At 69.9% G+C, this 25,071-nt stretch carries 20 protein-coding genes; 19 read left to right on the top strand and 1 reads right to left on the bottom strand.

The window, feature by feature from the left end; genetic code table 11:
* Nucleotides 1-33 precede the first annotated feature (33 nt).
* The 18 genes from AC3B6C_RS22355 (at nucleotide 34) to AC3B6C_RS22270 (ending at nucleotide 23,787) form a co-directional block, all read left to right on the top strand.
* Entirely contained in the window at nucleotides 34-1,959 is a 1,926-nt protein-coding gene (locus AC3B6C_RS22355) for a peptidoglycan D,D-transpeptidase FtsI family protein (protein ID WP_488374196.1), read from the top strand.
* Nucleotides 1,960-2,236: 277 nt separating this feature from the next.
* Complete coding sequence (locus AC3B6C_RS22350) at nucleotides 2,237-3,913, top strand: UDP-N-acetylmuramoyl-L-alanyl-D-glutamate--2,6-diaminopimelate ligase (RefSeq protein ID WP_488374195.1); 1,677 nt, start codon at nucleotides 2,237-2,239, stop codon at nucleotides 3,911-3,913.
* Nucleotides 3,913-4,398, top strand: a complete 486-nt coding sequence (locus AC3B6C_RS22345; protein ID WP_488374194.1) for a UDP-N-acetylmuramoyl-tripeptide--D-alanyl-D-alanine ligase — start codon at nucleotides 3,913-3,915, stop codon at nucleotides 4,396-4,398. The genes AC3B6C_RS22350 and AC3B6C_RS22345 overlap by 1 nt, the downstream gene beginning before the upstream one ends.
* A gap of 127 nt (nucleotides 4,399-4,525) precedes the next feature.
* The gene (mraY, locus tag AC3B6C_RS22340; protein WP_010843661.1) at nucleotides 4,526-5,623 is read left to right on the top strand and encodes a phospho-N-acetylmuramoyl-pentapeptide-transferase; all 1,098 of its coding nucleotides are present in this window, start codon (nucleotides 4,526-4,528) and stop codon (nucleotides 5,621-5,623) included.
* Entirely contained in the window at nucleotides 5,616-7,199 is a 1,584-nt protein-coding gene (gene murD, locus AC3B6C_RS22335; protein ID WP_488374193.1) for a UDP-N-acetylmuramoyl-L-alanine--D-glutamate ligase, read from the top strand. Before mraY ends, murD begins: the two co-directional genes overlap by 8 nt.
* Nucleotides 7,200-7,204: 5 nt before the next feature.
* Entirely contained in the window at nucleotides 7,205-9,163 is a 1,959-nt protein-coding gene (gene ftsW / locus AC3B6C_RS22330) for a putative lipid II flippase FtsW (protein WP_488374192.1), read from the top strand.
* Nucleotides 9,164-9,256: 93 nt separating this feature from the next.
* On the top strand, nucleotides 9,257-10,447 hold the full coding sequence (gene murG / locus AC3B6C_RS22325) for an undecaprenyldiphospho-muramoylpentapeptide beta-N-acetylglucosaminyltransferase (RefSeq protein WP_488374191.1): 1,191 nt from the start codon (nucleotides 9,257-9,259) through the stop codon (nucleotides 10,445-10,447).
* Nucleotides 10,448-10,535: 88 nt separating this feature from the next.
* Nucleotides 10,536-12,095 carry a UDP-N-acetylmuramate--L-alanine ligase gene (murC, locus tag AC3B6C_RS22320; protein ID WP_488376363.1) on the top strand — a complete coding sequence of 520 codons (1,560 nt, stop codon included), beginning with the start codon at nucleotides 10,536-10,538 and terminating at the stop codon, nucleotides 12,093-12,095.
* On the top strand, nucleotides 12,092-12,793 hold the full coding sequence (locus tag AC3B6C_RS22315) for a cell division protein FtsQ/DivIB (protein ID WP_010843666.1): 702 nt from the start codon (nucleotides 12,092-12,094) through the stop codon (nucleotides 12,791-12,793). The genes murC and AC3B6C_RS22315 overlap by 4 nt, the downstream gene beginning before the upstream one ends.
* 312 nt (nucleotides 12,794-13,105) lie before the next feature.
* A complete protein-coding gene (gene ftsZ / locus AC3B6C_RS22310) occupies nucleotides 13,106-14,272 on the top strand; it encodes a cell division protein FtsZ (RefSeq protein ID WP_014927289.1) in 1,167 nt (388 codons plus the stop codon).
* Nucleotides 14,273-14,280: 8 nt separating this feature from the next.
* Entirely contained in the window at nucleotides 14,281-15,045 is a 765-nt protein-coding gene (pgeF, locus tag AC3B6C_RS22305) for a peptidoglycan editing factor PgeF (RefSeq protein WP_014927288.1), read from the top strand.
* Nucleotides 15,046-15,070: 25 nt separating this feature from the next.
* Nucleotides 15,071-15,823 (top strand): YggS family pyridoxal phosphate-dependent enzyme, encoded by a 753-nt coding sequence (locus tag AC3B6C_RS22300; protein WP_488374190.1) that lies wholly within the window; start codon nucleotides 15,071-15,073, stop codon nucleotides 15,821-15,823.
* A 113-nt stretch (nucleotides 15,824-15,936) separates the two neighbouring features.
* Nucleotides 15,937-16,644, top strand: coding sequence for a cell division protein SepF (locus tag AC3B6C_RS22295; protein ID WP_488374189.1), 708 nt, complete (start codon nucleotides 15,937-15,939; stop codon nucleotides 16,642-16,644).
* Between the two features lie 56 nt (nucleotides 16,645-16,700).
* Complete coding sequence (locus tag AC3B6C_RS22290; protein WP_014927286.1) at nucleotides 16,701-17,042, top strand: YggT family protein; 342 nt, start codon at nucleotides 16,701-16,703, stop codon at nucleotides 17,040-17,042.
* 325 nt (nucleotides 17,043-17,367) lie between these two features.
* Nucleotides 17,368-18,183, top strand: a complete 816-nt coding sequence (gene wag31 / locus AC3B6C_RS22285; protein WP_488374188.1) for a DivIVA-like cell division protein Wag31 — start codon at nucleotides 17,368-17,370, stop codon at nucleotides 18,181-18,183.
* A 33-nt stretch (nucleotides 18,184-18,216) separates the two neighbouring features.
* On the top strand, nucleotides 18,217-19,167 hold the full coding sequence (locus AC3B6C_RS22280; RefSeq protein ID WP_488374187.1) for a hypothetical protein: 951 nt from the start codon (nucleotides 18,217-18,219) through the stop codon (nucleotides 19,165-19,167).
* A 353-nt stretch (nucleotides 19,168-19,520) separates the two neighbouring features.
* Complete coding sequence (gene ileS / locus AC3B6C_RS22275) at nucleotides 19,521-22,664, top strand: isoleucine--tRNA ligase (protein WP_488376360.1); 3,144 nt, start codon at nucleotides 19,521-19,523, stop codon at nucleotides 22,662-22,664.
* Nucleotides 22,665-22,887: 223 nt separating this feature from the next.
* Nucleotides 22,888-23,787: a sigma-70 family RNA polymerase sigma factor family protein gene (locus AC3B6C_RS22270; protein WP_488374186.1), complete on the top strand. Its 900-nt coding sequence runs from the start codon at nucleotides 22,888-22,890 to the stop codon at nucleotides 23,785-23,787.
* Between the two features lie 4 nt (nucleotides 23,788-23,791).
* Here the strand turns inward: AC3B6C_RS22270 and AC3B6C_RS22265 are convergent, their stop codons facing one another.
* On the bottom strand, nucleotides 23,792-24,484 hold the full coding sequence (locus AC3B6C_RS22265; RefSeq protein ID WP_488374185.1) for a TetR/AcrR family transcriptional regulator: 693 nt from the start codon (nucleotides 24,482-24,484) through the stop codon (nucleotides 23,792-23,794).
* A gap of 115 nt (nucleotides 24,485-24,599) precedes the next feature.
* Between AC3B6C_RS22265 and AC3B6C_RS22260 the strand changes: the two genes are divergently transcribed.
* Nucleotides 24,600-25,055, top strand: coding sequence for a nitroreductase family deazaflavin-dependent oxidoreductase (locus AC3B6C_RS22260; protein ID WP_488374184.1), 456 nt, complete (start codon nucleotides 24,600-24,602; stop codon nucleotides 25,053-25,055).
* Nucleotides 25,056-25,071 lie beyond the last annotated feature (16 nt).

Genomic DNA, 25,071 nt, shown 5'->3' with positions numbered 1-25,071 from the left:
TAACCACGTTGAAGCGGTGAACAATTGACGACCATGACACGTGCGACCTTCGAGCGGCTCGGCGCGGGGCCGGCACGACCGGGACGCCGCCCCGGGCGGCGGCCCGCCGCGGGGTCGGGGGGACCGAAGCGTCCGGGGACCGGCGGGCGGAACGGCCGGGGACCGCAGACCTTCGTGTTCCGTGCGCGCGCGGCGGGAGTGCTGGTACTGCTCGTGGTTCTCGCGGTCGCGGTCAAGATGATCGTCGTGCACACCGTGCAGGCCGGGGCGATCTCCGCCGAAGCCGCGCAGCAGCGCGAGTACACCCAGGTGCTCACCGCCAAACGCGGAGCGATCCTCGACCGCAACGGGCGGCCGCTCGCCTACACCGACGAAGCCAGATCGTTGACGTTCCTGCCCAAGGCCGTTCGCAAGACGATCGAGGAAGAGCATCGAAAGAATCCGGCTCTGCCGGACGTCGACACCAGGCTCAAGGAGATCGCGAAGGGGGTGTCGGTGGCCCTGGGCGGGTCGATCAGCGAAGCGGATCTGCTCGAGAAGGTCACCGGCGAAGACACTTTCGTGTACCTGGCCCGCTCGGTGAGCCCCGATGTCGCGTCACGGATCACCGAGGAGTTCCCCGAGGTCGGCGCGGACCCGCAGAGCATCCGTCTCTACCCCGGGGGATCGCTGGCCGCGAACGTGGTCGGTGACGTGAACTACGACGGCAACGGCCTCATCGGGCTCGAGGCGTCGCTGGACTCGATCCTGTCGGGAACCGACGGTTCGCGGACCTACGACCGTGGATCGGACGGCGCGATCATCCCCGGCAGCATGCGCAACGTGCATCCGGCGCTCAACGGTGCGACGGTGCGGCTCACCCTCGACTCCGACATCCAGTGGTTCGTCCAGAGTCAGATCATGAAGGCCAAGCAGGCATCTGGTGCGCAGGGGGCGTCGGCGGTCGTACTGGACGCGAGGACCGGCGAGGTGCTGGCGATGGCGAACGACGGGACCTTCAACGCGTCGATCCCGCTGTCCGAGCAGCCCGATGCCGAGTTGGGCAACCCCGCCGTCACGTCCCCGTTCGAGCCGGGCTCGGTCAACAAGCTGATCGCTGCCGCGGCGGCCGTCGAATACGGGATCACCCGGCCGGAAACGGTTCATCGGGTACCCGGGAGCATCCAGATGGCCGGTGTGACCGTGCGCGATGCGTGGCCGCACGGGGTCGAGCCGTACACCACCACCGGGATCTTCGGTAAGTCGTCGAACGTCGGCACCCTGATGCTCGCGCAGCGGATCGGTGAGGAGCGCTTCGCCGACATGGTCAAGAGGTTCGGTCTCGGACAGCGGACCGGGGTGGGACTGCCGGCGGAGAGCGCGGGGGAGGTCCCGGCCCTGAGTCAGTGGTCGGGCGGTTCGTTCGCCAACCTGCCCATCGGGCAAGGGCTTTCGATGTCGCTGTTGCAGATGACCGCCATGTACCAGGCGATCGCCAACGACGGGCTGCGTATCCCGCCGCGGATTCTGTCCTCCGAACAGCGCGACGGGTCGACACCCGACCAGCGGGCGCGGCCCCAGCCGGTCCGGGTCGTGAGCGAGTCCACCGCGCGCACCGTGCGGGACATGTTCCGGTCGGTGGTGCAGGACGATCCGACGGGTGACCAGCAGGGCACCGGCACCAAGGCGGCCGTCGACGGCTATCAGGTGAGCGGCAAGACCGGCACCGCGCAGCAGGTCGATCCGGCGTGCGGCTGCTACTCGAACTCGCGCTACAACATCACGTTCGCGGGCATCGCCCCGGCCGACAACCCGCGCTACGTCGTCGGCATCATGCTCGACAACCCCCGGCGCAGTTCCGACGGGTCGGGCGGTCAGTCGGCCGCTCCGCTGTTCTCGACCATCACCTCGTGGATGCTCCAGCGCGCCCAGGTGCCGCTGTCGACGCCGACACCGCGACTGACCCTGACCGCGCGGTAGTCCGGCGGCAGCCGCCGCCGACCGGTCGGGCGATCCGGACACGTGTGGCCCCGGGCGCACCGTGTGCCGGGACCGTCCGGGCGGGTCGGTATCGTGAGTGCGATTCCGTGCCCCCGGAGAGGGCCGACGCATCGTGCGGCCCGCCCCATCCGATGTCGCGCCACCGACCCCGGCACCGATCCGTCACGCCCGACCAGCACCGGCCGGCACCAGCGAGCACACCCCGCTCGCGCAGCGCAGAACCGCGAGAGAAGAACCGAGGAGGCGAGGAGCACCGATGGCGTCTCGTCGACGATCACAAGACCCGCGTGGTGGACCCATCCGTCCCAGCGAGGTCACGCCGACACTTGTGTCCGTGCTGTCCACCGCCACCGGGGCCAGGCTCGACCTCGTCGGCGGCGCCGACGCCGAGTCGACCGTGACCGGGGTGACGCTGCGTGCCCAGGAGGTCCGGCCCGGTGATCTGTTCGCCGCGCTGCCCGGGTCGAGCACGCATGGCGCGCGATTCGCCGACCAGGCCGTGGCGGCCGGTGCGTCGGCCATCCTCACCGATCCCGCCGGCCGGGCCGAGCTCGCCCGCGTGCTGCCGCCGGAGACCGCCGTCGCGGTCCTCATCCATCCGGCGCCGCGCACGGTCCTCGGCAACGTCAGTGCGCGCGTCTACGGCAACCCGTCGCAGCGGCTCAAGCTCATCGGTGTCACCGGCACGTCGGGTAAGACCACCACGTCCTACCTCGTCGAGGCCGCCCTGCTGGCCGCCGGCCACTCCGTCGGACTGATCGGCACCGTCGAGACGCGCGTGAACGGCGTCGCCCAGCCGAGTTCGCTGACCACCCCGGAGGCGCCGACCCTGCAGGCCCTGCTCGCGGCGATGCTCGAGGACGGCGTCGACATCGTGGTCATGGAGGTGTCGAGTCACGCGCTGGCGCTCGGCCGCGTCGACGGTGCGCATTTCGCGATCGGCGCGTTCACCAACCTCTCGCAGGACCATCTCGACTTCCACCAGACGATGCGCGCCTACTTCGACGCCAAGGCGCAGCTGTTCGTCCCGTCCGCCCCCACCCATGCCGTCCGGGCGGTCGTCTGCGTCGACGACGAGTGGGGTCGACGGATGGCCGAGCTCGCCCGGCGGCCGGGAGAGTCCGCCCATCTGCAGCCGGTCACGGTGTCCACCGGGCCGACGCCGGCCCACTGGCACGCCGGTGAGTCGTCGCTCGATCCCGACGGTTCGTCACGCACACCGTTCTCCGAGCCGGACGGAACCCACGAGCTCCGCATCCCGCTGCCCGGCCGGTACAACGTAGCCAACGGTCTGCTCGCCGTCGCCGTCGCGCACGCCGCGGGGGTGTCGGTGCCGACCGCGCTCGAGGCGGTGGCGTCGGTGAGCGTGCCGGGACGGTTGCAGCGCATCGACCGCGGACAGCCCTTCCTGGCCCTGGTCGACTACGCGCACAAACCGGGAGCGGTCGACGCGGTGCTGACGACCCTGCGCGGGCAGTCGATCGGACGGGTCGCCATCGTCATCGGTGCCGGCGGCGACCGGGACACCGGGAAACGTCCGCTGATGGGGGAGGCCGCCGCGCGCGGCGCCGAACTCGTCGTCGTCACCGACGACAACCCCCGCACCGAAGATCCGGGCGCGATCCGCGCCGAGGTGCTCGCCGGGGCGCACGCCGTGCCGGTGACCGAGCGACCCCGTGACGCCGAACCCGTCCGGGAGATCGGCGATCGCGCCGCGGCCGTCGAGGCGGCGATCGCGTGGGCGCAGCCCGGTGACATCGTGCTGGTCGCCGGCAAGGGACACGAAGCAGGTCAGGAGATCAACGGCGTGAAGCATCCGTTCGACGACCGTGAGGTCGTCGCCCGTGCGCTGGAGTCCCGCGCGGCGACATCGTGGACGACGGGGACCACCCGCGCCCCCGGGGGCCCCGACGCGGCGGCCGAGGAGCGGTGATGTCGACGCCATCGGTCACGGTCATCCGTGGGAACCCGCCGGTCTCGGTCGACGACGCCCGCCTGCTGCTCCGGCGCCTCGCCGAGTCCGCCGGCGCGGGTCGTACCTGGGCGGTCATCGCCGAACTCGCCTCACCGGCGGGCCTCACCGAGAACCAGCGGGTCGTCGAACACGATCTGCTGGGTCGCCTGGCGGTCCGGCTGGCCGTCGACAAGACTCTCTGCGTGGGTGACTCACGATCGGTTCACGCCCTCCATCAGGGCGCGGTCATGGAGGGTTCCTGGGGTGACGAGGCGCGCATCGTCGCGACCGCCGACGAGGCCGCGGGTCTCGCCGACATCGACCAGGACTGGCGTCCCGCCGCCGGTGACGTGATCCTGCTGGCGACGGCGACCGCCGACCTCGATGCGGTCATCGCCGCGTGGTCGGAGAGCGCGGGATGGCGGGTCGTCGACGCGACGACCGGCGAGGAGGCGGCACCGTGACCGGCGGGGCGGGGACGAGCAGGTCGGCGACACCACACCGGCTCGGGGCACAGGACAGGTTCGGGGAGACGATCGTGGTCGAGGACAGAATTCCGGTCGGGTACGGAGAGGATGCGGGGGCAACGCGGTGACACAGATACTCCTCGCGGGCGCGATCGCGATCGCGGTGTCGATCCTGCTGACGCCGGTCCTCATCAAGGTGTTCTCCCGGCAGGGATTCGGGCAGGAGATCCGGGTCGAGGGTCCGAAGAGTCACCAGACCAAGCGCGGAACCCCGTCGATGGGCGGTGTCGCGATCCTCGCCGCGCTGTGGGCGGGTTACTTCGGTGCCCATCTCGTCGGGGTCTTCACCGACGCCGGGAACGGGCCGACCGCCTCCGGCCTGCTCGTCCTCGGACTGGCGACCGCGTTGGGCGTCGTCGGCTTCCTCGACGACATCATCAAGATCCGCAAGCACCGCAACCTCGGTCTGAACAAGACCGCGAAATCGATCGGTCAGTTCGTCGCGGCCATCCTCTTCGGCATCCTGGTGCTGCAGTTCCGCAACGACTACGGCTACACGCCGGCGAGCACCAACCTGTCCTACGTCCGCGACATCGACGCGATCACGCTCGGCTCGGTGGTCTTCGTGGTGTTCTGCTGGCTCGTGGTGGCGGCGTGGTCGAATGCGGTGAACTTCACCGACGGACTCGACGGCCTGGCCGCCGGGTCGATGGCGATGGTCCTGGGCTCCTATGTCCTGGTCACCTTCTTTCAGTTCGTCAACGCCTGCGCGGGTGGCGCCAAGCCGCCCAGCGAGATCACCACCGGCTGCTATCAGGTGCGCGACCCGCTCGACCTCGCGCTGATCGCGGTGGCCGGCGGCGGGGCGTGCCTCGGCTTCCTCTGGTGGAACGCCGCACCCGCCAAGATCTTCATGGGTGACACCGGCTCGCTCGCCCTCGGCGGGATGCTCGCGGGCCTGTCGATCACCACGCGCACCGAGTTGCTCGCGGTCGTCATCGGCGCGCTGTTCGTCGCCGAGATCATGTCGGTGGTGATCCAGATCGCCTTCTTCCGGACCACCGGGCGACGCGTGTTCCGGATGGCGCCCTTCCACCACCACTTCGAACTCGGTGGCTGGGCCGAGACCACGGTGATCATCAGATTCTGGTTGCTCACCGCCATCGCCTGCGCCCTCGGGCTGTCCCTGTTCTACGGCGAGTTCCTGACCACCAATGCCTGATCGCCCGGTGCCGGATCCGAACCCGCTCGGACCCGACGCACGCGACCTGGCCGGCCGGACCGTTGTGGTCGGCGGTGCCGGGACCGCCGGCTTGTCGGCCACCCGATTCCTGGTGACGCTCGGCGCCGATGTGCTGCTCGCCGACGACCGCTTCGCCGCCCGCGATGCGTCCCCGGCCGATCGGGAGGCGGCGACGGCCGCAGTCGCCGGGGTCGCGGAACTGGTGTCGCGCGGCGTCGAGGCGATCGCCGTGTCGGATCTGCTCGCCGATCCCGCACGGCTCGCGGGCGCCGCGGTGGTCATCGTGTCGCCCGGCTTCGCGCCGACCCACCATCTGGTCCGGGCGGCGGCCGACGACGGCGTCCCGGTCTGGGGCGAGGTCGAACTGGCCTGGCGCGTCGACGCGGCGGGTCTGCTGGGCGAACCACGCACCTGGCTCGTGGTGACCGGGACCAACGGCAAGACGACCACTACCTCGATGCTGGCCGGGATCGTCGAGGCCTCCGGTCGTGCGGGCGCTGCCTGCGGCAACATCGGTCTCCCGGTTCTCGACGCGATGCAGGCCGAGCCGCGGGTGGACGTGCTGTGTGCCGAGTTGTCCTCGTTCCAGCTGCACTGGGCGCCGTCGATCCGTCCGCATGCCGGGGTCGTGCTCAACGTCGCCGAGGACCACCTCGACTGGCACGGCACGTTCGAGGCGTATGCGCTCGCCAAGGCGGGTGCGCTGCGCGGCGCGGTGAGTGTCGTCGGCCTCGACGACCCGGTCGCGTCCGGGCTGCCCGCCGCGGGTCGACGCATCGGTTTCACGCTCGGCGAGCCGCGGCCCGGCCAGCTCGGCGTCGTGGACGGGCAGCTGACCGACCGCGCCTTCGACGCCGGCCACCTGTTCGACGCCGATGCGGTGCGGCCGGCCGGCCCGTCGGGTGTCGCCGACGCGCTGGCCGCGTCGGCGCTGGCGCTCGCGGTCGGCATCGGACCCGACGCGGTGCGGGCCGGCCTGACGGCCTTCCGGCCGGCCGGCCACCGCGGTGAGGTCGTCGCGTCCCGGGACGGTGTCACCTTCGTCGACGACTCGAAGGCCACCAATCCGCACGCCGCACAAGCCGCCGTGGCCGCCTTCGACCGGGTCGTCCTGATCGCGGGCGGCCTGTTGAAGGGTGCGTCGATGGACGAGATGCTCTCGGCGGTCGGTGCTCGGCTGGTCGGCGTGGTCGCCATCGGGCGCGACCGCGACCTTGTGATCGAGGCGATCGCGCGACACGCCCCAGAAGTCCCAACAGTCACAGTATTCACAGGAGACGATGGCACGGTGAACGTGCATCGTCCGGGACAGGCCGGTCCCCACACCTCAGCGGTTGATCTCCCGGGTACGGGCTCCTCGGCATCGGTGGCGGTCATGGACCGGGCCGTCGAGGAGGCCTGGGCGCTCGCCGTCGCGAGCTCACCCGCCCCCGACGCCGTGCTGCTCGCCCCCGCGGCGGCCTCGCTGGACATGTTCGCCGGTTACGGTGCGCGCGGCGACGCCTTCGCCGCCGCCGCGTGCCGGATCGCCGGCTCTTCCACCGCCGGACGGTGAGTCGGATGAGCAGCCGGACCCCGGCCGCGGACAACGACCCCGACGATGCAGACGGCGTCACCGGCGTCGAGGACACCGAGGCCGGCACTGACACTGACACGAAGGCCGAACGGCGGGGAACCGAGCGCGCGGCCGGCACCGCGTCGGCGACCGGTGACGCCTCGAGCCGATCGGCGGGTGCCGCGGGTACTGCGGCCGCCGCGTCGGTCCCGGCGATCGTCGCAGAGGCGATCCGCAATCTGCTGGCCCGACCGCTCGCGTCGTATCAGCTCATCCTCACGATGTCGTTCCTGCTCACCACATTCGGTCTGGTGATGGTGCTCTCGGCGTCGTCGGTCGAGGGCTACTCCAAAGAGGGATCGGCGTACGGTCTGTTCGCCACCCAGGTGATCTTCGCGTTGCTCGGACTCGTGGTGTTCTATCTGATGCTGCGCGTCCCGGTGCGGCTACTCCGGCGGTTCGCCGCCCCCGCCATGTTCGTCGCGGTGGTGTTGCTGGCCCTGGTCCTCATCCCCGGCGTCGGCACGCTCAGTCAGGGCGCGCGCCGCTGGTTTGTCATCTACGGGCTGTCGGTGCAGCCGTCCGAGCTGGTCAAGGTCGCGCTGTGCATCTGGGGTGCGCACCTGCTGGCCTCCCGGCGGCGGGACAACGCCTCGCTGCGTGAGCTGTTGGTCCCGCTCGTTCCGGTGGCCATGCTCGTGTGCCTGCTCATCATCCTCGAACCGAACCTCTCGACGACGATCACCATCGCGATCATCGTCGGCGCGCTGCTGTGGTTCGCGGGTCTGCCGATCAAGGTGTTCGCGTCGTTCGCGGTGTCCGGCATCGTGCTGGCCGTGATCCTCGCCCTCGCCGAGGGCTATCGGTCCCAGCGCGTGATGAGCTTCCTCGGCAACGTCGACGACCCGCAGGGCGCGGGTTATCAGGCGCGTCAGGCGACCTACGCGCTGGCGAACGGCGGGGTCTTCGGCGTGGGACTCGGCCAGTCGAGTGCCAAGTGGAATTATCTGCCGAACGCGCACAACGACTTCATCTTCGCGATCATCGGCGAGGAACTCGGGCTGCTCGGCGGCCTCATGGTGGTGTTCCTCTTCGTCGTCCTCGCCTACATCGGCTTCCGGATCGCGCACCGCTCGACCGATCCGTTCCTGCGCCTGATGTCGGCGACCATCACGGTGCTCATCATCGCGCAGGCCTTCATCAACATCGGGTACGTCATCGGATTGCTTCCGGTGACCGGAATCCAGCTGCCGCTGGTCTCGGCGGGCGGCACGTCGACGCTGACGGTCCTCGCGATGCTCGGGCTGCTCGCCAACGCGGCCAGACACGAACCCGAGGCGGTGGCGACCCTCACCGGCGGATCGCCGAGCCGCGTCGCACGATGGCTGCGTCTCCCGACACCCGTTGCCTACCGGCAGACGCGCGCGGAGTCGCTGCGCGACCGGCTGGACCAGCGACGCACCGGAGGCCCGCGTGCGACCGCCGGCGCCGGTCACAGTGCTCGAGGACCGGTGACGCGTCGCCGGCCACCGAGCGGACGGGCACCATCGGCCGATGCCGGTCGCGGCCGACGACGTTTCCCGCTGCCCTGGAAACGGGCCGCGAAGACGACGCAGTCCCCGCCCGGCGATCGCCGCCACGGCCGGTCGTTCCCGCGCGCAGGCGGCGGCAACACCGGGGGCGCCCGATCGACGGCCACCGGCCGCGGCGGTGGTGCGGGACGTGCCCGACCTGGGCCGTCTCCGCGGGGCGGCGTGGACTACGGTGTCGGGTATCGGGGGAGCGCCCGCGCCGGGAGCGGAGCGAGCGGGCGGAGTGGACACCGCGCCGGGAGCGGAGCGAGCGGGCGGAGTGAGTACCGCGCCGGGAGCGGAGCGAGCGGGCGGGGTGAGTACCGCGCCGGGAGCGGAGCGAGGCGGGGTGACTACCGCGGCGCGAGCGGACGAGGCGCGGGTCGCTGGTGACACGGCGGCGCGGACGTGCGACTGCCGCCGGAGACCCGCCGGACGCGGGTCCCGCGCAGATGTGATCAAAGGCTGAATGGAGTGACGACGCCGGTGAGTTCGGGTGCAGTACACGCTGATACGACAGGGCGGCCGAAAGGCCGTCCGCTGTCGGTGGTCGTCGCCGGCGGCGGTACGGCCGGTCACATCGAACCCGCCCTCGCCGTCGCCGACGCGGTCAGCCGACTCGACCCGACCGCCCGCATCACCGCGCTGGGCACCAGCCGGGGCCTCGAAGTCGATCTCGTTCCGGAACGCGGATACGACCTGAAGCTGATCCCGCCGGTTCCGTTGCCGCGCAAACCCGGCCTCGATCTGGCCCGTACCCCCGGCCGCCTACTCGGTTCGGTGGCCGCCACCCGCAAGGTGCTCGACGAGGTCGACGCCGACGTGGTCATCGGCTTCGGTGGTTACGTGTCCGTGCCCGCATACCTGGCGGCGCAGATGCACCTGCGCCGGCGCAATCGGATCCCGATCGTCATCCACGAGGCCAATGCCTCGGCCGGCATCGCCAACAAGGTCGGTGCCCGGTTCGCCGACCGCGTCCTGGCCGCCGTCGACGGTTCGGGTCTCGACGCGACGGTCGTGGGAATCCCTGTCCGTGGCGTGCTCGCCGAACTCGACCGGCCGGCGCTGCGCGCCAAGGCGCGCCACTACTTCGGACTCGACGACGATGCGCCGACGCTGCTCGTCTTCGGCGGCTCGCAGGGGGCGCAACGACTCAACGACGCGGTGTCCGGCGCTGCGGAGACGCTGGGCAGGTCCGGCATCGGCGTGCTGCACGCCTATGGCCCCAAGAACTCGATCGACCCCGCGGTCGTCGACGACGCGCCGCCCTACCGCGCCGTCGGATATCTCAAGCGCATGGATCTCGCGTACGCCGCCGCCGATCTGGTGATGTGCCGCTCCGGTGCGATGACGGTCGCCGAGGTGTCGGCGACCGGGTTGCCCGCGATCTACGTCCCGCTGCCGCACGGGAACGGTGAACAGCGACTGAACGCACTGCCCGTCGTGGAGGCCGGCGGGGGACTGCTCGTCGACGACTCGACGGTGGATGCCGACTGGGTCGCCCGCGAAGTGCCCGCGCTGCTCAAGGATTCGGCGCGGCTGCAACAGATGTCGGTCGCCGCCGCGGGCACCGGACACCGGGACGCCGCGTCGGCGGTGGCCACCGCCGCGATCGAACTCGCGCAGGATTTCCGTGCCGGTCGGCGTCGGGGCGGGAGGTCGTCCCGTGAGCGATGAGACGACGGACGACCAGACAGCGAACGACGAGACAGCGAGCGTCGAGACGGCGCCGGGGGCGCTGCCGGATCAGCTGAGACGTGTGCACATGGTCGGCATCGGCGGCGCCGGGATGTCGGGACTGGCGCGCATCCTGCTGGCCCGCGGTGGTCAGGTCTCGGGGTCGGACGCCAAGAACAGTCGCGGCATCCTCGAACTCCGCACCCGCGGCGCCCGGGTCCAGGTCGGACACGACCCGTCGGCGCTCGACCAGATCCCCGGTGGCCCGTCGGTCGTGGTGACCACGCACGCCGCGATCCCGAAGACCAATCCCGAACTCGTCGCGGCACGCTCGCGCGGCATCCCGGTGCTCCTGCGTCCGCGCGTGCTGGCCCAGCTGATGGCGGGCTGTCGCAGCCTGCTGATCGCGGGTACCCATGGCAAGACGTCCACGACCTCGATGGCCGTCGTCGCGCTGCAACACGCCGGAACCGACCCGTCGTTCGCGATCGGCGGCGAGTTGAACGAATCGGGGACCAACGCCCATCACGGTGGTGATCCGGTCTTCGTCGCCGAGGCCGACGAGAGCGACGGCTCGCTGCTCGAGTACACGCCCGACGTCGTGGCGGTCACCAACATCGATGCCGACCACCTCGACTTCTTCGGTTCGATCGAGGCCTATGTCGAGGTGTTCGACCGATTCGCCGCGCGGATCACGACAGGCGGTTCGCTCATCGTGTGCCTCGACGACCCGGGGTCGGCGGCCCTGGCCGGCCGCGTCGCCGAGTCGCTCACCGCGCGCGGGGTGGAGGTCCTCGGATACGGACGCGGGACGCATGCCGCGCTGGCGCCGACCGTCCCCAACGTCGCGACCATGCTGGCGTGGGAACCGCGCGGGTCCGGGGGATCGGCAACGGTCCGTTTCACCTCCCCGCTCCGCCCGGGTGTCGAGGACCGCCGGCTGCTCCTTCCGCTTCCCGGAGAGCACATGGCGCTCAACGCGATCGCCGCGGTGATCGGCGCGGCTCGCGTCGGCGCACCGGCCGCCGACGCGGGGTCCGGTGCCCCGGGCCGGTTCGACGGCATCCTCGCCGGGATCGGCTCGTTCGGTGGCGTCCACCGGCGTTTCGAGTTCCGCGGACAGCGCGGCGGTGTCGAGGTCATCGACGACTACGCCCATCATCCAACCGAGGTGCGCGCCGTGCTGTCGGCGGCGCGGGACATGGTCTCCGCGCGCGGCGGGCCGGACGGCTCGCGCGGGCGTGTCATCGCAGTGTTCCAGCCGCACCTCTACTCGCGCACCGTCGAGTTCGCCGACGAGTTCGCCGCGGCCCTCGACCTCGCCGACGCGGTCGTCGTCGCCGACGTCTACGGAGCCCGCGAGGCCCCGATCCCCGGGGTCAGCGGGCGGACGATCTCGGACAAGCTGACGGTGCCGGGCATCTTCGCCCCGGACCTGTCCCGGCTGTCCGCGCAGGTCGCCCGGCTGGCTCGCTCCGGCGACGTCGTCCTGACCCTGGGCGCGGGTGACATCACCATGCAGGGACCGGAGATCCTCGCCGAGCTCGAATCGGCGTCGGCGTCCGACGCCGCCACCGAGACGGATGCGGCCGGATCTGCCGTCGGCGGCCCGGGGGAGTCCGACGACCGGACGGGGCGGGTGTCGTGATCCGGTGGCCGGAGCGCCGCCGGTCCCGCATGGTCCTCGGCACGCTCATGGTCGTCGCGTTAGGGGTCGGGCTGGTCCTGATCGCCTACCTCACTCCGCTGATGTCGGTGCGCGGCACCGACGTCCGCGACAACGGGTCGATCCCCGCGGACGAGATCCTGCGGGTCGCGGCCGTGCCGTCGGGCACCCCGCTGTTGCAGGTCGACACCCGGGCGGTGGCGCAACGCGTCGCCACGATCCCGTCGGTCGAATCGGCGCGGGTGCAGCGGAGTTATCCGTCGTCGCTGACCATCACCGTCGTCGAGCGGGTGCCGGTGGTGATCGTGAACAACGGCGACGACGTCCACGTGCTCGACAGGTCCGGGGTCGCGTTCCTCGACTTCGACCGCACCCAGGGGGTCCCGCCCGAGGTCCTCAAGCTCCCGGTGCTCGACACCCCGAATCCGGGGCCGGCGGACCCGACCACCAAGGAGACCATCGCGGCGGTGGCAGGGCTGCCCGAATCGTTGGCGCGGCAGGTCATCCGGGTCACCGCGACCTCACCGGTCGACATCGAGTTCACCCTGTCGGAGAAGCGGACGGTGGTGTGGGGGGACAGCGACCGCGGTGCCGAGAAGGCCCGCACTCTCACGCATCTGCTCACCCGCAAGGCGACGATGTACAACGTGTCGAGCCCCGAGTTCCCGGCCTATCGCTGATCTCGCGGCGGTCCCGGTCGTCCCGGGTTCGCGTCCGTGGGCGGTGCGGAGCTGCGTCGCGGGAGCCGAATGTTTCCGAATATCGACGAAAAGCCGGGGTTTCCGGCGGAATTCGGGTGCGACTTGCCGACACGCCGAGGGCGGATCTGGATACCTGGGCCCTCGATGCCTAGCGTCATGACCACAACGAGTTACTTGACATAACTCTAAATCTATGGTTCAGGTTTAGGGTTTGTCGCGAGCGGACCGTGGACCAGCAGGTCCACACAGACGAATCACCACGAGATCGACCCACACAAGGAAGGCGAGCGCATGACGCCACCGCACAACTACCTGGCCGTCATCAAGGTCGTCGGCATCGGCGGTGGCGGCGTGAATGCCGTCAACCGGATGATCGAACAGGGACTCAAGGGAGTCGAGTTCATCGCGATCAACACCGACGCGCAGGCGCTACTGATGAGCGATGCCGACGTCAAGCTCGACGTCGGCCGCGACTCGACCCGCGGTCTCGGCGCGGGCGCCGATCCCGAGGTCGGCCGCCGCGCCGCCGAGGATGCACGCGACGAGATCGAAGAACTACTCAAGGGCGCCGACATGGTGTTCGTCACCGCGGGTGAGGGCGGCGGCACCGGTACCGGCGGTGCGCCGGTCGTCGCGCAGATCGCGCGGAAGCTCGGTGCGCTGACCGTCGGCGTGGTCACCCGTCCGTTCTCCTTCGAGGGCAAGCGTCGTGGCGGACAGGCCGAGGCGGGCATCACCGCCCTGCGCGAATCGTGCGACACCCTCATCGTCATCCCGAACGACCGTCTGCTGCAGCTCGGTGACGCGCAGGTCAGCCTGATGGACGCGTTCCGCAGTGCCGACGAGGTGCTCCTCAACGGCGTGCAGGGCATCACCGACCTCATCACCACCCCCGGCCTGATCAACGTCGACTTCGCCGATGTGAAGGGCGTCATGAGTGACGCCGGTAGCGCGCTGATGGGCATCGGTTCGGCCCGCGGTGAGGAGCGTGCGCGCAAGGCCGCGGAGTCCGCGATCAACTCGCCGCTGCTGGAGGCCTCGATGGAGGGCGCCCGGGGCGTGCTGATCTCGATCGCCGGCGGCAGCGACCTCGGCCTGTTCGAGATCCACAACGCCGCGACCCAGGTGCAGGAGGCCGCCCACGAGGACGCCAACATCATCTTCGGCACGGTGATCGACGACAACCTGGGCGACGAGGTGCGGGTCACCGTCATCGCGGCCGGATTCGACGGCGGTACGCCCAAGAAGCGTTCCGATGTGCCGTCGGCCGCGGGACGCACCGCGGTCGGGCAGGGCCAGGCCGGCGCCGTGACGTCGCCGCCGAAGAACGATCCGCTCTTCGGGGACATGCCGAAGGGCGCGGGTGATCCGTTCGAGCAGGAGCCGGAACCGCCCCGCCGCAACACCGTTCGGCTGGACGACGACGACGTCGACGTGCCGTCGTTCATGAAGCGCTGAGTCCGCGGATGCGGGTGCGGCGTGTCATCACCACCCGTGCCGGCGGGGTCTCGGTGTCACCGTACGAGTCGTTCAATCTCGGTGATCACGTCGGAGACGATCCGGAAGCGGTGGCGGCCAACAGGATTCGACTGGCCGAGCAGATCGGGGTGGACAGTGGCTCGGTGGTGTGGATGGAGCAGATCCACAGTCGCAACGTCACCGTGGTCGACGGGCCGGTCGCCGAGCCGGTGCCGGCCACCGATGCACTGGTCACCACCACGCCCGGCCTCGCCCTCGCGGTGTTGTCGGCCGACTGCGTCCCGGTGCTCCTGAGCGACGACGAGGCCGGCGTGATCGCGGGAGTCCACGCGGGACGGGTCGGCGCCCGGATCGGCATCGTGCCCGCCACTCTGCGCGCGATGGTCGAACTCGGCGCCCGCGTCGAGTCCATCGGAGCCTTTCTCGGACCGGCGGCGAGCGGTGACCACTACGAGGTCCCGCCGGCGATGCAGGCCGACGTCGAGAAGCATCTGCCCGGCAGTGCTGTTCGGACGAAGAAGGGCACCACCGGTCTCGACCTCCGCGCCGGTCTGCGACGCCAGCTGCTCGACGCGGGGGTCGGGGGAGTGGCGGTCGATCCGCGCTGCACCATCTCGGACCCGAGTCTCTTCAGCCATCGCCGCGGCGCGCCCACCGGACGCCTCGCGTCGGTCATCTGGATGGACCCGAACCCGGACTCCGACGAGACGAACGACGATCGTCCCGGCGAGCGGGGCCCGCTCGGGGAATGACCCCAGAGGCGAGAAGGATGGGGACATGACCGGGTCATCTGATACGCGCACCGTCGAACTGGGGGACCGGCTGGCGGCCGTACGCCGCCGCCTCGAGGCCGCGGTCGAGGCCGCCCAGCGTCCGGCCGGATCGTGCGAACTCCTCGTGGTGACGAAGTTCTTTCCCGCGGACGACGTCCGCAGGCTGCTCCAGCTCGGGGAACGTGCCTTCGGGGAGTCGCGCGAGCCCGAAGCGGGACGGAAGGTGGCCGACGTGCTCGGCGACTGGGAGTCGCCGGACCCCGGCGACGTCCCCGTCTTCGACATGATCGGCTCGGTGCAGTCCAAGAAGGCACGGTCGGTTGCGCGGTGGGCGCGCACGGTGCACTCGGTCGACCGTCCGAAGGTCGTCGAGGCCCTCGACCGCGCCGCCGCCGCCGCGCTGGACGACGGCGACCGGGCCGACCCGCTGGGCATTTTGCTCCAGGTCAGCCTCGACGGCGATCCGCACCGCGGCGGCGTCGTCGAGGACGACCTGACTCGTCTGGCCGAGCAGGTCGTCGACGCGGAGCCGCTCCGGCTGCGCGGGCTCATGGTCATCGCGCCGCTACACGGCGACCCCGAGCACTGGATGGCCGAGACGGCGCGGATCCACGCGGCGTTCCGGGGTCGGTTCGACGACGCCGCGGAACTGTCCGCGGGCATGTCCGGTGACATGGAAGCGGCGATTGCCGCGGGCTCGACATGCGTGCGTGTCGGAACCGCGATCATGGGCGAGCGGCCGCTAGTCTCTCAGTAATCACATTGGTAACACCAGAACCAAGTGACTCAAGAACCGCAAAGAACTCACTGACCACAGATGCACCACCCGGCACGGCAGAAACCGGCGTCGCACTACCAGAGAGGCCGTCAATGACCACGATGCAGAAGTTCAAGGCTTACTTCGGCATGGTGCCGCCCAGCGAATACGAGGACGACTACCTCGAGGAGTCGGCCCCGCCGCTGCGTGAGCGGTCTCGTGAGCGTGCCTACCGCGACGACTACTACGGGGACTCGTCCTACGATCCCGGCTACGAGCCGTCGTTCCGTGATGCCGGCTACCGCGAGGAGATGGCATACCGCGACGAGCTGGCCGACCGCCACTACGACGCCGGCTTCGACCTCGCCGCGGAGTACGCCTACGCCGCCCCGCGCGCGGCCGGCGACGGCCCGTTGCGGGCGCCCGCTCGTCTCGAACCCCTGCAGCGCTCGTCGAGCGCGTCCCTGCGCGCCGCCACCGCACCGCGTTCGATGGGTGCCGACCCACGCGTCGAGCTCGAGCGCGTCTTCGCCGACAGCCCCCTGCAGAAGATCACGACGCTCCGGCCGTCGGACTACGGCGAGGCGCGGACCATCGGCGAGCGGTTCCGCGACGGCAACCCGGTCATCATGGATCTCGTCGACATGAGCAACGACGACGCCAAGCGCCTCGTCGACTTCGCCGCCGGCCTCGCGTTCGCCCTGCGCGGGTCGTTCGACAAGGTCGCCACGAAGGTCTTCCTGCTGTCGCCCGCCGACGTCGACGTGTCGCCGGAAGACCGCCGCAAGATCGCCGAGACGGGCTTCTACAACCACGCCTGACCGGCGACGGGTACCTCGGTTCGCCGTCGCCCGTCATGTTCAGGCACTCTTGACGCGTGGCTGCGATTCTGTTGAGCGTCTTGTACTACATCCTGCTGATCTTCTGGTTGCTCCTCCTCGGCCGGCTGGTCGTCGAACTGGTCCGCACCTTCGCTCGCGAATGGCGTCCGACCGGCGCGGCGGTCGTCGTCATCGAGATGGTCTTCACCGTGACCGATCCCCCGATCAAGGCCCTGCGTCGCGTCCTCCCGCCGATTCCGCTCGGTCCCATTCGGCTGGACCTGTCCCTGATGATCGTGATGCTCGTCGTGATCATCGGCATGAACATCGTGAACGGTCTGCGCGCCGACGCACTGGCCGATTCGCTGGCGATCGCCGCACATCTCATCCGATCCTGATCTCGTCCCGTCCTATCCACACTGCGACGGTCACCGGGGCTCGTCGCCCGCGAGTGGCGCCCCGGTCCGGCGGCGGGTACCCCGCGTTACCGAGATGGTCTACCGTTGTAAGTCATCTTCGGATGACTGTTTCATTTCAACAGCGCATCGTAGAGATGCAACCAACGGTTCGCGTGTGACAGAATTGGACGCCAGTTACAATTTTTGACTGGTATGAATAGTTAGTGACAACCTGTATTGGTCGAACGACTCACCGTCGCGCGATCCGGGTTGGACGGCCCGCCAACTGAACACAAGTTCACCACCAGACACGAGGGGAACCGACATGCGGCTGACTCCAGCTGATGTGCACAACGTCGCGTTCAGCAAACCGCCCATCGGTAAGCGCGGTTACAACGAGGATGAGGTCGATCAGTTCCTCGACTTCGTCGAAGCCGAGCTCGCCCGGCTGATCGAGGAGAACACCGACCTCAAGCAGCGCGTCGAGGAGCTCGAGGGTGAGCTCGCCGACGCCCGCTCCGGTGCCGGCTCGTCGGCGGACGACCGAACGCAGATCTTCGCCAAGCCCGCGGCGGCACCCGAGCCTCCCGCCCCGGCCCCGACGCCGGCCCCGCAGCCGACCAACGACGATGCGAACGTGCGCGCGGCGCGCGTGCTGGCCCTGGCCCAGGACACCGCGGACCGTCTGACCGGGAGCGCCCGCGCGGACGCCGACGCGATGCTGTCCGATGCTCAGACCCGCGCCGACACGCTGGTCTCCGAGGCGCAGACCAAGTCCGACGCCATGCTCGCCGATGCCCGCCAGCGGTCGGAGGCCATCCTCGCCGACGCGCAGACGCGGTCGGAGGCGCAGCTGCGCCAGGCGCAGGAACGTGCGGACGCGCTGCAGAGCGACGCCGAGCGCAAGCACAGCGAGATCATGGGCACCATCAACCAGCAGCGGGGCGTTCTCGAGGGCCGGATCGAACAGCTCAAGACCTTCGAGCGCGAGTACCGCACGCGTCTGAAGACCTACCTCGAATCGCAGCTCGAAGAACTCCAGCAGCGCGGCAGTGCGGCTCCCGTCGAGGGTGGCCGGCCCGATCAATCGTTCTCCAACGATCCGGGTAATGGTGGATTCAGCAGCTACTCACCCAGCTGACCTGGGCGAACCGGTGCGCACTAGGCTGGTGATGTGCTGACCTTGGCCCTGGCCGCGACCCTTCTGGGGTTCGTGCTGCTCATCCTCGGCCTCATCACCGGGACCGTGTGGCTGGCGGTGGCCTGCATCGTGGTCTGTCTCGTCGGCCTCGGTTTCCTGCTGGTGGACGTGTTCGCCGGTCGTAAGGGCGATGCGGGCCGGTCACTCGAGGACATGGTCCCGGGTGCCGGTCGTGACACGCCCGACGAAGGTTCGGCGAAAGCCGCCTCCCAGGACTCCCCGGTCCGGGCCGAGAACGGGTCGGCCGAGGGCTCTGCCGATGCGCCCACCCGCCGGTACTCCGTGCCCGACCCCGCCGCATCGGACGATTCCGAGACCGTGGCGTACCGGCCCGGCTCGTTCGAGCCGGGGATGGCGGCGCCGGAGGGTTCCGCGCCCCCGAATCGCCCCGCCCCCGAACGTCGCGAGGGCAACCTGGAGGACTATCTGCGCTCGGTCGGCGTCGACGCCCCGAGTGCGGGCGCCCCGACACACAGCGGAGCCCCTGAAGGTGTGGCAGCCCCGGGTGGACGCCCCGATCCGCGGGGCCGGCCCACTCCGCAGCCCTACGGTTCTCCACCACCCGGCGGGGTTCCGCAACGGCAGCATCCCGGAGCCGATCAGCCTTCGTGGACGCAGCAGCGTCGCGCGCCGGGACAGTTCGGGCCGCCGCCCGACCCCCGAGAATCCGGCCAGTCGCAGTCGCCACGTCAGCCCGGGCGACCGGCGGTGTCGGGACAACGCCCGCCGGCCGCGCCGTCACCGGGTCGAGGCCCGTTCGATCCGGCGCAGTCAGGGTGGGTCGGAGAGGACGTGCCCGGCGGTGACGCCGCCGGACCGGACGACTGGGCAACTTCTTCCGAACACCCCGACGATTCCGCGTCGCGCCGTCGGCGAGCGGATTTCGATCCGCTTGATCCGAATTGGCACCCACCGCCCGACTGATCGGTCGGGTGGCGCCTCCCGGTGCTCGGGTAACCCGCTGGCTCCATCGGACGGGTCGTCGCTACACTGGTTGACGCGTTGATCCGGCCATCACCGGGGAGCACCCGGAAGAACAGGCCCTCGGGTCCTCAGTAGAACCGGGCGGGCGCGGCCCGTCACAGCCGCAGGATCGTCCGGTCACCCACCGTGGCGGTTCGTCGAGTGGCGCCGGATCCCCGGCGCAAGCGGGGTGGTACCGCGCAGTCCTCCGGAATGCGTCCCCGTGCCGATGAGACATCACCAGGCACGAGGAGACCAGCGTGAGCGACGCGACTGACCCCACCCAGAACGCACGGGTGTACCCGAAGGTCGACATGACCGGGGGCACCGGGCGCAGCGCCCCCGACTTCCCGTCCGTGGAACAGCGGGTGCTGCAGTACTGGGACTCTGATTCGACCTTCGCCGCGTCGATCGAGAATCGAGCCGACGCCGAGGAATTCGTCTTCTACGACGGCCCGCCGTTCGCGAACGGACTGCCGCACTACGGTCATCTGCTGACCGGGTACGTCAAGGATCTGGTGCCGCGGTACCAGACCATGCGCGGCAAGAAGGTGGACCGTCGATTCGGCTGGGACACACACGGTCTGCCCGCCGAACTGGAGGCCGAACGCCAGCTCGGGATCACCGACAAGTCGGAGATCGAGAAGATGGGCATGGCCAAGTTCAACGAGTACTGCCGTGACTCGGTGCTGCGGTACACCGGGGAGTGGCGTGACTACGTGACCCGGCAGGCCCGCTGGGTCGACTTCGACAACGACTACAAAACCCTCGATCTCGACTTCATGGAGTCGGTGATGTGGGCGTTCAAGGCGCTCTACGACAAGGGGCTCATCTACCAGGGTTATCGGGTGCTGCCGTACAGCTGGTACGAGCAGACGCCGCTGTCGAACCAGGAGTCCAAGCTCGATGACGCCTACCGGATGCGGCAGGACCCGGCGGTCACCGTCACGATGCCGCTCTCGGTGCCCGACGGTCCGCTCTCGACGCTGGACGGTGTCAACGCGCTCATCTGGACGACGACGCCGTGGACCCTGCCGTCCAACCTCGCCATCGCCGTCAACCCCGACGTCACGTACGTGCACGTCAGGGCCGGTGACGGTCAGGAGTATCTCCTCGCTGAGGCGCTGCTCGGGGCGTACGCGAAGGAGATCGCCGACCCGGAGGTGCTCGGCACCCACCGCGGCGTGGAACTGAAGGACCTGTCCTACACACCGCCCTTCGATTTCTTTGCCGGACACCCGAACTCGCACCGGGTGCTGCTGGGCGACTACGTGACCACCGACAGCGGCACCGGAATCGTCCATCTCGCACCGGCTTTCGGTGAGGAGGACATGGACCTCGCGACCGCCAACGGCATCGAGGTGGTGCAGCCGCTCGATCCGGGCGGACGTTTCACCGCGCAGGTCCCGCCCTACGAGGGGTTGATGGTCTTCGACGCCAACCCGGTGATCATCAAGGACCTCAAAGAAACCGGGCGCATCCTCCGCCACGAGACCATCGAGCACTCCTACCCGCACTCGTGGCGGTCGGGCCAGCCGCTCATCTACATGGCGGTGCCGTCCTGGTTCGTCGCGGTGACGCAGTTCCGCGACCGCATGGTCGAGCTGAACAAGCAGATCGTCTGGGTGCCCGAACACATCCGGGACGGACAGTTCGGCAAGTGGCTCGAGGGCGCGCGGGACTGGAACATCAGCCGCAACCGTTACTGGGGTGCCCCCCTTCCGGTGTGGGTCTCGGACGACCCCGAGTTCCCGCGTATCGACGTCTACGGTTCGCTCGACGACCTCGAACGCGACTTCGGGGTACGGCCGGACAATCTGCACCGCCCGTTCATCGACGAGCTCACACGCCCGAATCCCGATGACCCGAGCGGGAAGTCGACGATGCGGCGCGTGCCCGAGGTCCTCGACTGCTGGTTCGAATCGGGCTCGATGCCCTTTGCGCAGGTGCACTATCCCTTCGAGAACCGCGACTGGTTCGACGGGGGAGACTCCGCCCATGCCCCGGCACACAATCCGGGCGACTTCATCGTCGAGTACAACGGCCAGACCCGCGGCTGGTTCTACACGCTCCACGTGCTGGCCACCGCCCTGTTCGACCGCCCGGCGTTCAAGACGGTCGCCGCGCACGGGATCGTGCTCGGTGACGACGGCCAGAAGATGTCCAAGTCGAAGCGCAATTACCCCGACGTGAACGAGGTCTTCGACCGCGACGGTTCGGATGCGATGAGATGGTTCCTCATGGCCTCGCCGATCCTGCGCGGAGGCAACCTCGTCGTCACGGAGCGAGGCATCCGCGAGGGGGTCCGTCAGGCGCTCCTGCCACTGTGGAACGCCTACAGCTTCCTGCAGCTTTATGCCGAGCGGCCGGCGACCTGGCGGACGAACTCGGAGCATGTGCTGGATCGCTACATCCTGGCGAAGCTGGCGACGACCCGCGACTCGATGACCGAGGCCCTCGACATCTACGACATCGCGGGGGCGTGCGACGCCTTCCGCGAGTTCGTCGAGTCGCTCACCAACTGGTACGTGCGACGTTCGCGGGCTCGCTTCTGGGCCGGTCAGGACGAGGACACCGACGCGTTCGACACGCTGTACACCGTGCTCGAGGTGGCCTGCCGGCTCGCCTCGCCGTTGCTCCCGCTGGCGACCGAGGCCATCTGGCGCGGTCTCACCGGCGAGCGCTCGGTTCACCTGACGGACTGGCCGACGAGCGACGAACTCCCGGCCGATGCCGACCTGGTCACCGCGATGGACCAGGTCCAGGCGGTGTGCTCGACGGCGTCGAGTGTCCGCAAGGCCAACCGGCTGCGGGTGCGACTGCCGCTGCCGGGCCTGACGGTCGCCTCGCCCACAGCGGGGTCGCTGGAGCCGTTCGTCGACCTGATCAAGGACGAGATGAACGTCAAGACCGTGACTCTCGCCGCCGACGCCAGTGAGTACGGACGCCACGAGATCGCGGTCAACGCCCGCGCCGCCGGACCGCGCCTCGGCAAGGACGTGCAGCGCGCGATCAAGGCGGTGAAGTCGGGGAACTGGACGGTGAGCGACGGTGCCGACGGGTCCGAGGTGGTGGTCGCCGACGGCATCGAGCTACGCGAAGGCGAGTTCACCCGCCGCCTGGTGGCCGTCGAACCCGATTCCACCGCGGAGCTGCCGGGCGGGAACGGTCTGGTCGTCCTGGACACGACGGTCACGCCCGAACTCGAGGCCGAGGGCTGGGCCAAGGACCGGGTCCGCGAGTTGCAGGACGCCCGCCGCACTCTGGGACTCGACGTCTCCGACCGGATCGCGGTGCGCTTCGTCGTGCCCGCCGAGCGTCTCGAGTGGGCGCGGACGCACGCCGACCTGATCGCCGGCGAGGTGCTCGCGGTGCGATTCGATGTCACCGGCGACGGTGACGCGGGCAGCATCGAGCTCGGTGACGGCGTGACGGCCGACATCACGAAGGCGGGCTGACGGGTCCGCCGCGCCCTGGCCTCGACGATCGCGTGACCGCGCCGGGAACGGGACGAGATCTCGCTTTCGGCCATGCGATGTCGAGATGTCGCTGTACGGTGTGGACCGTTGCCTCGCGGCGCCACCGCGGTCCCCATCGCACTGGCGGCGAACCGATCCGTCGGCGTCGGTCCGGTTGCCGCGGCGCGTTCCCCGGTCATCGATGAGAGGTTCAGCACCACCCATGAGCGGCACCGACGCGGAGCGGCGGGTCGCTCGTCCCGACCCGCTGCGGCCACTGCTGTTCACCGTGGCCTACGAGATCCTGGGGTCGGCCACCACGGCCGATGCCATCGTCGACCGGGATCTCCGGTGCGAGCCGGCGATGTCCACGCCTCGCGATGACCGGCGCTCCCGCATCGGCGCAGTGGCGCGGCAGGCGCTCGACGCCCTGCAGTCGCGCCAGAGTGCGGAGGGGCAGTACGTGGGACCGTGGCTGCCCGAACCGATCCGGCTGGACGGCGACGACCTGACGGGCGACCCGATTCTCGCCGAGTCGATCGCCACGGCCACCCTGGTTCTCCTCGAATCCCTTGCGCCAGTGGACCGTACGGTGCACGTGTTGGGTGATGTGTTCGGCGTCGGCGATGCGGAGATCGGGACGATCCTGTCGCGGCCCGCGGGTGAGATACAGCAGGCCGCGCTTCGCGCCCGATCCCACGTCGAGGCGCACCGTCCCGCGTTCGAGCCGGTGGACAGCGCCCGCACCGTGGCGTTCGTCGACGAGTTCCTGGCCATCGCCGAATCGGGTGACCTCGGCACCCTGATGACTGTGCTCGCGCCGGAGGTGGTGTTCACCGCTGACAGCGACGGCAAGGTGGTCGCGGTCCGCCAACCGGTCCACGGCGCTCGCGATGTGGCACGCGCGATGTCGGGGTTCGCGCGGATCGGTGGGGTCTTCGAGGACTATCGCGCTGAGGCGTCGGTGTTCAACAGTCAGCCGGGGATCGCGGTCTACTACGACGGTCGGTTGCAGACCGTGTTGACGCTGCGCCTGGCCGGGGGTCTCGTCGACCACGTCTACGTGATGCGCAACCCCGACAAGCTCGTCGGGGTGGAGCGTCTCCGGTCCGTGGCCCGGTGAGATCTCAGGCGAAGAGCGCCGACAACGTCAGGTCGATCTGGGAGCGGAAGAGCGCTTCGGGGTGTGCGAAGGTGTCGGTGCCGTACTGGCCGAAGGTCTCCAGGCTGATCGCGCCGACGAGCACCGCCCACAACGTGGTGGCCGCGGCGAGGACCGCGGCCGGCGTGTCGAGGTCGAACTCGTCCCGGATGGCCGCCATGTCCGCGACGACCTCCGCCGTCGGGGCGGGCAGATCGGGACGCAACAGTCCTTCGTGATGGGCGGCGGCGCACTCGCGGAGGAGCCGGACGGGGACACGTGTGCCGGGGCCGATGGTCCTGTCGCCGGGGGCGGAGTAGCCGGGCACCGGACTTCCGTAGATCAGGGCCCATCGGGCGGGGTCGGCCAGCGCCCAGTTCCTCGCCGCCGCGGCCGCGGCGGCCAGCCGGTCGCGCCGGTGGGAGGCATCGACGGCGTCGGCCGCCGCATCGACCGCATCGGCGACGTCGGTGTAGGCCTCGACGAGGAGCATGGTCAGCAATTCGTCGCGGCTCGGGACGTAGCGGTACACCGCCGAGGAGACGACCCCGAGGTCGCGCGCGATCGCGCGCAGTGAAAGCCCGGCCGCCCCGTAGGTGGTCAGGTGTTCTCGTCCCAGCCGACGGATCTCGTCGGTCATCATCGCGCGGTTCTCCGCGCGGTTCCGTCCGGTGGCCATGCCGACGATCCTGCCACAAAACGAGAGCGGTGCTCTTGATTTTGCGCTGCCACTCCCGCATACTTACAACGAGAGCACTGCTCTCGAATGCCAATACCTCGACGAAAGGCCGGCCATGACTGCGACTTCCCACTACAGGGCCCCGAGCGGTTTCGATGCCGCGTTCAACCGCGTGGTCCGCTGGCTCGCCGACCGCGGGGTCAATCTGGCCGGGGCGCAGACGCTCACCGTCGTCGGTCGGCGGACCGGCACCCCACAGCGGGTGCCCGTCAACGTGCTGCGACTCGACGGGGCGGAGTATTTCGTCGCCGTCCGCGGCGAGACGCAGTGGGTGCGGAACGCGCGCGCGGCCGGGACCGTCGAGCTGCGCCGTGGGCGTCGCCGGACCGTCGTCACGCTCACCGAACTCGACCCCGGGTGTCGCCCGCCGGTCATCCGGGACTATCTGCGACGCTGGGGTTGGGAGGTCGCCCGCTTCCTGCCCGCGGGTCTCGAGGTCACCTCGTCGGACGAGGAACTCGCCGCGCACGCCGCCCTGATCCCCGTCTTCACCGTCACCCCAGCTCACTAGACTCGGTGAGGTGTCA

Source organism: Gordonia sp. 11cp (genome assembly GCF_057767225.1).
This window is presented reverse-complemented; position numbering and strand designations above follow the sequence as displayed.